Genomic DNA, 12,432 nt, shown 5'->3' on the forward strand with positions numbered 1-12,432 from the left:
GTGCTTGTCTTCTCTCTGGCGTTTTGTTGTTGGGGTGGCCTCCTCCTGGGGGCCCCCCCCGGGCCCCCCCCCCCCCCCCCCCCACGACCTGTTCTATTGATCAACCCTGGGTACCGCCCTGGGTATTGCCATTGCCTCCGCCCTGGGTGCCGCCCTGGGTGTTCCCATTGCCTCCACCCTGCGTACCGCCCTGGGTGTTCCCATTGCCTCCACCCTGCGTACCGCCCTGGGTATTGCCATTGCCTCCACCCTGGGTGCCACCCTGGGTGTTGCCATTGCCTCCACCCTGCGTACCGCCCTGGGTGTTGCCGTTACCGCCACCCTGCGTACCGCCCTGGGTGTTGCCGTTACCGCCACCCTGCGTACCGCCCTGGGTATTGCCGTTACCGCCACCCTGCGTGCCACCCTGGGTATTGCCGTTACCGCCACCCTGCGTGCCACCCTGAGTGTTGCCGTTGCCACCACCCTGAGTGCCACCCTGAGTGTTGCCGTTGCCACCACCCTGAGTGCCACCCTGAGTGTTGCCGTTGCCACCACCCTGAGTGCCACCCTGAGTGTTGCCATTACCGCCACCCTGCGTGCCACCCTGGGTGTTCCCATTGCCACCACCCTGCGTACCGCCCTGGGTGTTCCCATTGCCACCACCCTGCGTACCGCCCTGGGTGTTGCCGGCGGGGCGGCAGTTGTGATGGCACTTGTGGTGCTTGTGCGGAGACTGGTGGACGGACGCGACATGCGCGGCCGGTGCGGCGGGGGCCGCTATCGCGGAGGACGCCGGGATGAGGATCCCGCCGGCGATCGCGGCGGACGCGGCAGCCGTCGCGAAGAAAAGACCCCGGCGCTGGGGACGGGACTCGGACGTCTTCGAATTGCGGTTCATTTTCTTGCTCCTGTTTTCTGGACTGGATTTCCTGCGACCTCATTTCCTGTCCGGTGGGGTCGCACATCCAGTAAGCCCAGTCAGCAGGGCACAGGGCACGTTCCGAGATATCGGGACTTGACGGTTCCCGCAGAGGGGGTTAAAAGCGCAGGACGGGACCGGCCCAGGCCGGCGGCTCGGGCACCTCGGCCCGGTCCACGCGCGATTCCGCGCAGGCGGCGCCCGCCCGCAGGCTGGCCGGCGTCGGCGTACGGCCGCGCGGGTCCCCCTCGCCGACGGCACCGCGCAGGGCCGCCACGAACTCCAGGCAGGTGTCGTAGCGGTCGTCGGGGATCTTCGCCAGGGCCCGGTGCAGGACCGCGTCGGCGCCGCCCGGGATGTCCGGCCGCTCCTGGCTCAGCGCGGGCGGCGGGTCGTACTGGTGGGCCCAGAGCAGCTCAAGGTGGTCCGCGCACCGGAAGGGCGGGGCGCCCGCGAGGGTCTCGTGGACCACGCAGGCGAGGCTGTACTGGTCGGACCTGCCGTCCACCGGGCGCCCGGCGATCCGCTCGGGCGCCACGTAGTCCAGCGTGCCGACGAACTCGCCCGCCGACGTGAACCCGGTGAGCGACAGGGACTTCTTCGCCAGCCCGAAGTCGGTGAGGTAGACGTGCTCGGGGTGGTCGCTGTCGACGCCCTTGGCGACCAGCACGTTGCCGGGTTTGACGTCCCGGTGCACCAGCTCGCGGGCGTGGGCCGCGTCGAGTGCGGAGGCGAGCTGGGCGGCGATGCGCAGCGCGGCCGGCACCGGGAGCGGGCCCTCGCGGTCGAGCAGGGCGCGCAGGTCGAGGCCGGAGACGAAGCACATGGCGATGTACAGGATCCCGTCGGCCTCCCCGGCCTCGAAGACGGGCACGATGTTCGGGTGGTCGATGGCGGCGGCCACCCGGGACTCCTGGGCGAAACGGCGGCGGAAGGCGTCGTTGCGGGTGTACTCGGGGGCGAGCAGCTTCAGGGCGACCGTGCGGCCGAGGCGCAGGTCCTTGGCGCAGTAGACGACGGCCATCCCCCCGCGGCCGAGCTCGCGCTCCACCCGATAGCCCGCGATCTCGGCCCCGATCAGCCCGGAGGGGCTCTTGGGGGGCCAACTCACGCCTGAATTCTATCGAGTGATCCCCCTTGTGGGGGTATGGCGAAGGCCCGGGCCTCCCTCACGGAACCCGGGCCTCGCCCTTCCCATGGCGTCCGTCACGCCGCCACGGGAACCTCCGGCGTCGCGCCGTTCACGGCGGGCGCGAGCGCCAGCTCCAGGACCTGGCGGACGTCGGTCACGGCGTGGACGTCGAGCTTGTCCAGCACCTCGGCCGGGACGTCGTCCAGGTCGGGTTCGTTGCGCTTGGGGATGATCACCGTCGTCACTCCGGCCCTGTGCGCCGCGAGCAGCTTCTGCTTCACGCCGCCGATCGGCAGCACCCGGCCGGTCAGCGAGACCTCGCCGGTCATGGCGACGTCCGTGCGGACCAGACGGCCGGAGAGCAGCGAGGCGAGGGCCGTGGTCATCGTGATGCCCGCGCTCGGGCCGTCCTTCGGCACCGCGCCGGCCGGGAAGTGGATGTGCACGCCCCGGTCCTTGAGATCGGCCACCGGCAGCTCCAGTTCGGCGCCGTGACTGCGCAGGAAGCTCAGCGCGATCTGCGCCGACTCCTTCATCACGTCGCCCAGCTGGCCGGTCAGGGTGAGACCCGCCGCGCCGGTCTCCGGGTCGGCGAGGGACGCCTCCACGAAGAGCACGTCGCCGCCGGCGCCGGTGACCGCGAGCCCGGTCGCCACGCCCGGGACGGCCGTACGGCGCTCGGCCGGGTCCTGGGCGGACTCGGGCACGTGGTGCGGCCGGCCGATCAGGGCGCGCAGATCGCCGTCGGTGACGGTGAAGGGCAGCTCCCGCTCGCCGAGTTCGTGCTGGGCGGCGACCTTGCGCAGCAGCCGCGCGATGGACCGCTCCAGGGTGCGTACGCCCGCCTCGCGGGTGTACTCGCCGGCGAGCCTGCGCAGCGCGCCCTCGTCCACGGTGACCTCGTCCTTGTCCAGGCCGGCCCGCTCCAGCTGGCGCGGGAGCAGGTGGTCCCGGGCGATGACGACCTTCTCGTCCTCGGTGTAGCCGTCCAGGCGGACGATCTCCATCCGGTCGGCGAGCGCCTCCGGGATGGCCTCCAGGACGTTGGCGGTGGCGAGGAAGACGACGTCGGACAGGTCCAGCTCGACCTCCAGGTAGTGGTCCCGGAAGGTGTGGTTCTGCGCCGGGTCGAGCACTTCGAGGAGGGCGGCGGCCGGGTCGCCCCGGAAGTCGGAGCCCACCTTGTCGATCTCGTCCAGCAGGACCACCGGGTTCATCGACCCGGCCTCCTTGATGGCGCGCACGATCCGGCCGGGCAGCGCACCGACGTAGGTACGGCGGTGGCCGCGGATCTCGGCCTCGTCGCGGACGCCGCCGAGGGCGACGCGGACGAACTCGCGCCCCATGGCGTGGGCGACGCTCTGCCCGAGACTGGTCTTTCCGACGCCAGGGGGCCCGACGAGAGCCAGCACGGCGCCGCCGCGCCGCCCGCCGATGACGCCCAGGCCCCGGTCGCTGCGCCGCTTGCGCACGGCGAGGTACTCGGTGATGCGCTCCTTCACGTCCTCCAGGCCGGCGTGCTCGGCGTCGAGCACGGCCTTCGCGCCCTGGATGTCGTAGGCGTCCTCGGTCCGCTCGTTCCAGGGCATCTCCAGGACGGTGTCCAGCCAGGTGCGGATCCAGGACCCCTCGGGCGACTGGTCGGAGGCGCGCTCCAGCTTGTCGACCTCCTTCAGGGCGGCCTCGCGGACCTTCTCCGGCAGGTCGGCGGCCTCCACCCGGGCGCGGTAGTCGTCGGACTCCTCGGCCGAATCCTTGCCGTTCTCGCCGTTCAGCTCGCGCAACTCCTTGCGGACGGCCTCCAGCTGACGGCGCAGCAGGAACTCGCGCTGCTGCTTGTCGACGCCCTCCTGGACGTCCTTGGCGATGGTCTCGGCGACCTCCTGCTCCGCGAGGTGGTCGCGCAGCTGCTGCGTGGCGAGCCTGAGGCGGTCCACCGGGTCGGCGGTCTCCAGCAGTGCGACCTTCTGCTCGATGGTCAGGAACGGCGAGTAGCCGGAGTTGTCGGCCAGTGCCGAGACGCCGTCGATGGCCTGGACACGGTCCACGACCTGCCAGGCGCCGCGCTTCTTCAGCCAGGCGGTGGCGAGCGCCTTGTACTCCTTGACCAGTTCCGCGACCTGGCCCGGCAGCGGCTCCGGCACGTCCTCCTCGACGCGGGTGCCCTCGACCCAGAGCGCGGCGCCCGGGCCGGTGGTGCCGGCGCCGATGCGCACCCGGCTGCGGCCGCGGATCAGAGCCCCGGGGTCACCGTCGGCCAGCCGGCCGACCTGCTCGACCGTACCGAGGACGCCGGTCTTGGCGTACGTGCCGTCGACGCGCGGCACCAGCAGCACCTTGGGCTTGCCGGGCGCGGACCGCGCGGCGGCCTGGGCGGCCTCCACCGCGGCCCGTACCTCGGCGTCGCTCAGGTCCAGCGGAACCACCATGCCGGGCAGCACGACCTCGTCGTCGAGCGGCAGCACGGGCAGGACGAGCGTGAACGCCGTGGACTCAGCAGCCATGATCTCCCCTTAGGCAGTCAACTTGAGCTATGCCGACTCAATGTGTTGCCCGCGGCGATTGTTCCCAGCAGTGTGTTCGCTGTCAGCGATCAGGCGGTTTCCGCAGGTGAAGGGAGCGCCGACCGGTGGCAGCGGCGGACCAGCGGCCAGCTCGCCACGCCGAGCGCGAGGGCGATGATGTGGCCCCAGTTGGTCAGGGGATCCGCGTAGGCGATCAGGTCGTCCAGCAACAGGCCGCCCGCCAGGGCCAGCAGGGGCCAGCGGGCCCAGGGGCGGAGCAGGCCCGCCAGGGCGCCGACGCTCGCGGCCACGCCGAAGCTGATGCCGTAGTCGAGGCGGTGCAGTGAGGTCGAGGGCAGCCGGCCGAACAGCACGGCGAGGCCCACCGGGACCTCGGTGGCGAGGGTGGCCAGGACATGGCCGGCCAGGAAGACGCAGGCGGCCCGCGCCCCGCCTATCCGCCGCTCCAGCGCGGTGAGCACCAGCACGAACGCGACCGCGTACGGCGAGAGGACCCCGCCCGCGACCCACAGCGCGCTCGCCACCAGCACCAGCACCGGCGTGCGCGCCAGATGGGCCACGTCCGTGCTGGAGCCCTGATAGAGCGCGTGCACCAGAGAGGGCTCGGCCTGGGTCGCGACCAGGGAGGTCACGGCCAGGACGGTGGCGTAGACGAAGGTGAACGGCGTGCCGACGGGGGTGGGCAGCAGCCGCCACAGGCGCGGCAGCGGCAGGTGCGGCGGTGCGGCCGGAACGGGGGCGGCGACGGGGGCCGGGGCGGGCGCGGGGGTGCCGCCGCGCTGGCGGGGCATGCCGTCCAGCAGGCCCGCCAGTACCGGGGGCGGAACGGCGGCCGTGCCGTCCGGAAGGGGCGTGCCCGTAGCGGGCGGGGACGCGTCCGGCACAGGGCCCGTCGTGATCCGTTCCACGCTGAGGCGCTCCTTCCGTCGCGCCCCACCCTTCGTGCTCGGCGTGCCGCTGTCTATGACCGACGCCACGCGAGAGCGGATTCACAGCAACCTCTCACCCGCCGGGTGCGTCCGGCCCCCGGCCCGGGCCACCCGTCCGTGGGCGTCATCCGCAATTGCCGTGAATGCCGGGCCCAGTTCAAGCAGGATGGGGTCATGACTGCCGTGTACGACACTCCCGTGGTCCTGGACCGACGCGACGGCCCGTACGGCGAGGTGGTCCTGCGCAGACACGGTGCGCTGCTGCAGATCATCGCCAACGGCTGCTTCCTGATGGACACCTCCGACGGCCGCTCGGAGCGACTGCTGGTCGACACCGCCCGCGCCGCGCTGGACGGGCGCCCGGCGCCTGAGGTGCTGATCGGCGGGCTGGGCGTGGGCTTCTCGCTCGCACACGCGGCCCGCGACCCCGGCTGGGGGCGGATCACCGTGGTGGAGCGGGAGCCGGCCGTCATCGACTGGCACCGGGACGGACCGCTGGCCGGGATGTCCGCCGACGCGCTCGCCGACCCGCGCACCACGATCGTGCAAGCGGATCTCGTGACGTACGTCAATGAGACATCGGACACGTTCGACGCGCTGTGTCTCGACATCGACAACGGGCCCGGCTGGACCGTCACCGAGGGCAACGACAGCCTCTACACACCGGCCGGACTCGCGGCCTGCGCACGGGTGTTGAGGCCCGGCGGGGTGCTCGCGGTATGGTCCGCGCAGCCCTCTCCGGAATTTGAAGGAAGTTTGCGGAATGCCGGGTTCCAGCAGGTGCGTACCGAAGAGGTGCCGGTTGCCCGGGGCGTTCCGGACGTGGTCCACCTCGCCGTCCGACCTGGATAGCGACAGCGCGGTGAGTCCCCGTAGGGTGCTGCCCTGACGCGGATCATTCAAGCGTCAAACGCAGACATGGGATCACCCCACTGATTCCGGAAAGCAACAACAGGGGCGGGCGATGGAGCAGACACACACCTCCCAGAGCGGCGCGGCGACGACCACCCCGGGCGCACAGCGCCGGGTGCTGGTCGTCGAGGACGACCCGACGATCGTCGACGCCATCGCGGCCCGGCTCCGCGCCGAGGGGTTTCTGGTGCAAACGGCGGCCGACGGTCCGGCCGCGGTCGACACGGCCGAGGCATGGCAGCCCGACCTGCTGATCCTCGACATCATGCTGCCCGGCTTCGACGGACTCGAGGTCTGCCGGCGGGTGCAGGCACAGCGGCCGGTGCCGGTGCTGATGCTCACCGCGCGGGACGACGAGACGGACATGCTGGTCGGGCTCGGCGTCGGCGCCGACGACTACATGACCAAGCCGTTCTCGATGCGGGAGCTGGCGGCCCGCGTGCACGTGCTGCTGCGCCGGGTGGAGCGGGCCGCGCTGGCCGCCGCGACGCCGCGCAGCGGGATCCTGCGGCTCGGCGAGCTGGAGATCGACCACGCGCAGCGCCGGGTGCGGGTGAAGTCCGAGGACGTCCACCTGACGCCCACCGAGTTCGACCTGCTGGTGTGCCTGGCGAACACCCCGCGCGCGGTGCTCTCCCGGGAGCAGCTGCTGGCCGAGGTGTGGGACTGGGCGGACGCCTCCGGCACCCGCACGGTCGACAGCCACATCAAGGCGCTGCGGCGGAAGATCGGCGCCGAACGGATCCGCACCGTGCACGGTGTGGGCTACGCGCTGGAGACACCCACCCCATGAGCGGCGACGGGCGCCAGGCCGCACGGAGGAGCCCCGGGACCCTCGGCGAGGACCCCTGGGGCGGCGTACGCCCGTTCTCGATCAAGACCAAGCTGGGTGCGCTGGTCGTCATCGCGGTGCTCATCACCACCGGACTGTCGATCGTCGCGGTGCACACCAAGACGGAGCTGCGCTTCATCACGGTCTTCTCGATGATCGCCACACTGCTGATCACGCAGTTCGTGGCCCATTCGCTCACCATGCCGCTGGACGAGATGAACACGGTGGCCCGCTCGATCTCGCACGGCGACTACACGCGCCGGGTGAAGGAGAACCGCCGGGACGAACTCGGCGACCTGGCCCAGACGATCAACGTCATGGCCGACGAGCTGGAGACCCAGGACAACCAGCGCAAGGAGCTGGTGGCCAACGTCTCGCACGAGCTGCGCACCCCGATCGCCGGGCTGCGCGCGGTGCTGGAGAACATCGTCGACGGGGTCACCCAGGCCGACCCGGAGACCATGCGGACGGCCCTGAAGCAGACCGAGCGGCTCGGCCGCCTGGTGGAGACCCTGCTGGACCTCTCCCGGCTGGACAACGGCGTCGTCCCGCTGAAGATGCGCCGGTTCGAGGTGTGGCCGTATCTCTCGGGCGTGCTGAAGGAGGCCAACATGGTCGCCTCCGCGCGCGCGGGCATCGCCTCCGGCTCCGGCAGCCACACGCGGACGGACGTCCATCTGCACCTGGACGTCTCCCCGCCGGAGCTGACCGCGCACGCGGACCCCGAACGCATCCACCAGGTCGTCGCGAACCTGATCGACAACGCGGTCAAGCACAGCCCCCCGCACGGCCGGGTGACGCTGAAGGCACGGCGCGGGTCGCTGCCCCAGTCGCTGGAGCTGGAGGTCCTGGACGAGGGACCCGGCATCCCCCGGTCGGAGTGGCACCGGGTCTTCGAGCGCTTCAACCGGGGCTCGGTGACCCGGCCGCACGGTCCGGGCAGCGACGGCGGTACGGGCCTCGGGCTGGCGATCGCCCGGTGGGCGGTGGATCTGCACGGCGGCCGGATCGGTGTGGCCGAATCCGAGCGAGGCTGCCGGATCATCGTCACTCTTCCGGGCCTGACTTCCGTCCCGAGTTGACGTAGGGTCCGAACCGGAAGCACAAGATCCACGAGGGCCGCTGCCGTTCCGCGCAGCTGGACACGTGTGATCAGGGCAGGCCCGCGCGCTCCGTCGAACGGAGGTGCGCCGGGCCCGGGCCGGTGCACCCTCTGACATCCGGAACCACGCTTGTTTCCCGCCATATCAAGCCCTGAAACAAGATTTCCGATGTGACTTACGCGACGATGACCTTGCTCGACCTGACCTTCCCCGCGATGGAGGCGTAGCCTTTATTCCCGCTGTCCATCACCTTGTGAAGCGGAAGAGGGCGGTTGCCGCCGTGTCGCCACAGTCCCCCAGTAACTCGAGCATCTCGACCGACGACCAAGCCGGGAAGAACCCCGCTGCTGCGTTCGGTCCCAACGAGTGGCTCGTCGACGAGATCTATCAGCAGTACCTCCAGGACCCGAATTCGGTAGACCGCGCCTGGTGGGACTTCTTCGCCGATTACAAGCCGGGAGCCCCGGCTGCGGCGGGTACTGCGGCCACGGGGGCCGCAGAGACCACCACCACGGCCCCGGCCCCGGCTCCGGCCCCTCAGGCCGCCGCCCCGGCCCCCGCGGCCCCGAAGCCCGCCGCGGCGCCCTCCCCGTCGGCTCCTGCCCCCGCGGCGAAGGCCGCCCCCGCCCCGGCCAAGCCGGCGACGCCCGCACAGGCGCCCGCTCAGCCCAAGGCGAAGGCCGCTCCCGCGGCGCAGGCCCCGGAGGGTCCCGAGCTGATCACGCTGCGCGGCCCGGCCGCCGCCGTCGCGAAGAACATGAACGCCTCGCTGGAGCTGCCGACCGCCACCTCGGTCCGCGCGGTCCCGGTGAAGCTGCTGTTCGACAACCGGATCGTCATCAACAACCACCTGAAGCGCGCCCGGGGCGGGAAGATCTCCTTCACGCACCTGATCGGCTTCGCGATGGTGCAGGCCATCAAGGCCATGCCGTCGATGAACTGGTCGTTCGGCGAGAAGGACGGCAAGCCGACCCTCGTCAAGCCGCCGCACGTCAACCTCGGCCTGGCCATCGACCTGGTCAAGCCGAACGGTGACCGCCAGCTCGTCGTGGCCGCCATCAAGAAGGCCGAGACGCTGAACTTCTTCGAGTTCTGGCAGGCCTACGAGGACATCGTCCGCCGCGCCCGCGACGGCAAGCTGACGATGGACGACTTCACCGGTGTCACGGTCTCCCTGACCAACCCCGGCGGCCTCGGCACCGTCCACTCCGTGCCGCGTCTGATGCCCGGCCAGTCCGTGATCATGGGCGTCGGCTCCATGGACTACCCGGCGGAGTTCCAGGGCACCAGCCAGGACACCCTGAACAAGCTCGGCATCTCGAAGGTCATGACGCTCACGTCGACCTACGACCACCGGGTCATCCAGGGCGCCGCCTCCGGCGAGTTCCTGCGCCAGGTGGCGAACCTGCTGCTGGGCGAGAACGGCTTCTACGACGACATCTTCGAGGCGCTGCGCATCCCCTACGAGCCGGTCCGCTGGCTCAGGGACATCGACGCCTCGCACGACGACGACGTCACCAAGGCCGCCCGCGTCTTCGAGCTGATCCACTCCTACCGGGTCCGCGGCCACGTCATGGCCGACACCGACCCGCTGGAGTACAAGCAGCGCAAGCACCCCGACCTGGACATCGTCGAGCACGGTCTCACCCTGTGGGACCTGGAGCGCGAGTTCGCCGTCGGCGGCTTCGCCGGCAAGTCGATGATGAAGCTGCGCGACATCCTCGGCGTGCTGCGCGACTCGTACTGCCGCACCACCGGCATCGAGTTCATGCACATCCAGGACCCCAAGCAGCGCAAGTGGATCCAGGACCGCGTGGAGCGCCCGCACTCCAAGATGGAGCGCGAGGAGCAGCTGCGCATCCTGCGCCGCCTGAACGCCGCCGAGGCGTTCGAGACCTTCCTGCAGACGAAGTACGTCGGCCAGAAGCGCTTCTCGCTGGAGGGCGGCGAGTCCGTCATCCCGCTGCTCGACGCGGTGATCGACTCCGCGGCCGAGTCCCGCCTGGACGAGGTCGTCATCGGCATGGCCCACCGCGGCCGCCTGAACGTCCTCGCCAACATCGTCGGCAAGTCGTACGCGCAGATCTTCCGCGAGTTCGAGGGCAACCTCGACCCGAAGTCGATGCACGGCTCCGGCGACGTGAAGTACCACCTGGGCGCCGAGGGCACCTTCACCGGCCTGGACGGCGAGCAGATCAAGGTCAGCCTGGTCGCGAACCCCTCGCACCTGGAGGCCGTGGACCCGGTCCTGGAGGGCGTCTCCCGCGCCAAGCAGGACATCATCAACAAGGGCGGCACGGACTTCACCGTCCTGCCGGTGGCGATCCACGGCGACGCGGCCTTCGCGGGCCAGGGCGTGGTGGCCGAGACCCTGAACATGTCGCAGCTGCGCGGCTACCGCACCGGCGGCACGGTCCACATCGTCATCAACAACCAGGTCGGCTTCACCGCGGCCCCCGAGTCCTCGCGTTCCTCCATGTACGCGACGGACGTGGCCCGCATGATCGAGGCCCCGATCTTCCACGTGAACGGCGACGACCCTGAGGCCGTCGTGCGCGTCGCCCGGCTGGCCTTCGAGTTCCGCCAGGCGTTCAACAAGGACGTGGTGATCGACCTCATCTGCTACCGCCGCCGCGGTCACAACGAGTCGGACAACCCGGCCTTCACCCAGCCGCTGATGTACGACCTGATCGACAAGAAGCGCTCGGTGCGCAAGCTCTACACCGAGTCCCTGATCGGTCGCGGCGACATCACCCTGGAAGAGGCCGAGCAGGCCCTGCAGGACTACCAGGGCCAGCTGGAGAAGGTCTTCACGGAGGTCCGCGAGGCTACGTCCCAGCCGGCCGCCGGAGACGTCCAGGCGCCGCAGGACGGCTTCCCGGTCGCGGTCCCGACCGCGGTCTCCGCGGAGGTCGTCAAGCGGATCGCCGAGTCCCAGGTCAACATCCCCGACCACATCACCGTCCACCCGCGTCTGCTGCCGCAGCTGCAGCGCCGTGCGGCGATGGTCGAGGACGGCACGATCGACTGGGGCATGGGCGAGACGCTCGCCATCGGCTCCCTGCTGCTGGAGGGCACCCCGGTCCGCCTCGCGGGCCAGGACTCCCAGCGCGGCACCTTCGGCCAGCGCCACGCGGTGATCATCGACCGCGAGAGCGGTGACGAGTTCACCCCGCTGATGTACCTCTCCGACGACCAGGCCCGCCTGAACGTCTACAACTCCCTGCTGTCCGAGTACGCGGCGATGGGCTTCGAGTACGGCTACTCGCTGGCCCGCCCCGAGTCCCTCGTGATGTGGGAGGCCCAGTTCGGCGACTTCGTCAACGGCGCCCAGACGGTCGTGGACGAGTTCATCTCGTCGGCGGAGCAGAAGTGGGGCCAGACGTCCGGCGTCACCCTGCTCCTCCCGCACGGCTACGAGGGCCAGGGCCCGGACCACTCGTCCGCCCGCCCGGAGCGCTTCCTGCAGCTGTGCGCGCAGAACAACATGACGGTCGCGATGCCGACCCTGCCGTCGAACTACTTCCACCTCCTGCGGTGGCAGGTGCACAACCCGCACCACAAGCCGCTGATCGTCTTCACCCCGAAGTCGATGCTGCGTCTGAAGGCCGCGGCCTCGAAGGCGGAGGAGTTCACGAGCGGGCAGTTCCGCCCGGTCATCGGCGACAGCACGGTCGACCCGGCCGCGGTCCGCAAGGTCGTCTTCTGCGCCGGCAAGGTCTACTACGACCTGGAGGCCGAGCGGGTCAAGCGCGGTGTCACGGACACGGCGATCATCCGCATCGAGCGGCTGTACCCGCTGCCGGGTGACGAGCTGCAGGCGGAGGTCAACAAGTACCCGAACGCCGAGAAGTACCTGTGGGCGCAGGAGGAGCCGGCGAACCAGGGTGCCTGGCCGTTCATCGCCCTCAACCTGATCGACCACCTGGACCTGGCGGTCGGCGCGGACATCCCGGCCGGCGAGCGGCTGCGGCGCATCTCGCGCCCGCACGGCTCGTCCCCGGCGGTGGGCTCCGCGAAGCGGCACCAGGCGGAGCAGGAGCAGCTGGTGCGTGAGGTCTTCGACGCCTAAGCGGTCTCTTGGGAGGGCCCGGTACC

8 protein-coding genes are annotated in these 12,432 nt (G+C 70.7%); 4 read left to right on the plus strand and 4 right to left on the minus strand.

Going from position 1 to position 12,432, the window contains the following annotated elements; translation table 11 throughout:
* Positions 1–100: 100 nt before the first annotated feature.
* The 4 genes from ABZ937_RS33410 to ABZ937_RS33425 form a co-directional block, all read right to left on the minus strand.
* Entirely contained in the window at positions 101–880 is a 780-nt protein-coding gene (locus ABZ937_RS33410; RefSeq protein ID WP_361697358.1) for a hypothetical protein, read from the minus strand.
* Between the two features lie 139 nt (positions 881–1,019).
* Positions 1,020–2,012, minus strand: coding sequence for a serine/threonine-protein kinase (locus tag ABZ937_RS33415; protein ID WP_361697360.1), 993 nt, complete (start codon positions 2,010–2,012; stop codon positions 1,020–1,022).
* A 95-nt stretch (positions 2,013–2,107) separates the two neighbouring features.
* Positions 2,108–4,537 (minus strand): endopeptidase La, encoded by a 2,430-nt coding sequence (gene lon / locus ABZ937_RS33420; protein WP_361697362.1) that lies wholly within the window; start codon positions 4,535–4,537, stop codon positions 2,108–2,110.
* An 89-nt stretch (positions 4,538–4,626) separates the two neighbouring features.
* Positions 4,627–5,466, minus strand: a complete 840-nt coding sequence (locus ABZ937_RS33425; protein ID WP_361697364.1) for a rhomboid-like protein — start codon at positions 5,464–5,466, stop codon at positions 4,627–4,629.
* Between the two features lie 195 nt (positions 5,467–5,661).
* Between ABZ937_RS33425 and ABZ937_RS33430 the strand changes: the two genes are divergently transcribed.
* From ABZ937_RS33430 to ABZ937_RS33445, 4 genes are all read left to right on the plus strand, one after another.
* Positions 5,662–6,339 carry a spermidine synthase gene (locus ABZ937_RS33430; protein ID WP_361697366.1) on the plus strand — a complete coding sequence of 226 codons (678 nt, stop codon included), beginning with the start codon at positions 5,662–5,664 and terminating at the stop codon, positions 6,337–6,339.
* A gap of 112 nt (positions 6,340–6,451) precedes the next feature.
* A complete protein-coding gene (locus ABZ937_RS33435) occupies positions 6,452–7,192 on the plus strand; it encodes a response regulator transcription factor (RefSeq protein ID WP_189306523.1) in 741 nt (246 codons plus the stop codon).
* Positions 7,189–8,313, plus strand: a complete 1,125-nt coding sequence (locus ABZ937_RS33440; protein ID WP_361697368.1) for an ATP-binding protein — start codon at positions 7,189–7,191, stop codon at positions 8,311–8,313. Before ABZ937_RS33435 ends, ABZ937_RS33440 begins: the two co-directional genes overlap by 4 nt.
* Positions 8,314–8,614: 301 nt before the next feature.
* A complete protein-coding gene (locus tag ABZ937_RS33445; protein WP_361697370.1) occupies positions 8,615–12,406 on the plus strand; it encodes a multifunctional oxoglutarate decarboxylase/oxoglutarate dehydrogenase thiamine pyrophosphate-binding subunit/dihydrolipoyllysine-residue succinyltransferase subunit in 3,792 nt (1,263 codons plus the stop codon).
* Positions 12,407–12,432: the final 26 nt, after the last annotated feature.

This window comes from Streptomyces sp. NPDC046727 (genome assembly GCF_040645635.1).
GTDB lineage: Bacteria > Actinomycetota > Actinomycetes > Streptomycetales > Streptomycetaceae > Streptomyces.

What these genes read in the sequence shown, in the direction of transcription:
- ABZ937_RS33410 (WP_361697358.1), bottom strand. Translation starts at nt 880, where the DNA reads ATGAACCGCAATTCGAAGACGTCCGAGTCCCGTCCCCAGCGCCGGGGT.
- lon (WP_361697362.1), bottom strand. Translation starts at nt 4,537, where the DNA reads ATGGCTGCTGAGTCCACGGCGTTCACGCTCGTCCTGCCCGTGCTGCCG.
- ABZ937_RS33430 (WP_361697366.1), top strand. Translation starts at nt 5,662, where the DNA reads ATGACTGCCGTGTACGACACTCCCGTGGTCCTGGACCGACGCGACGGC.
- ABZ937_RS33435 (WP_189306523.1), top strand. Translation starts at nt 6,452, where the DNA reads ATGGAGCAGACACACACCTCCCAGAGCGGCGCGGCGACGACCACCCCG.
- ABZ937_RS33440 (WP_361697368.1), top strand. Translation starts at nt 7,189, where the DNA reads ATGAGCGGCGACGGGCGCCAGGCCGCACGGAGGAGCCCCGGGACCCTC.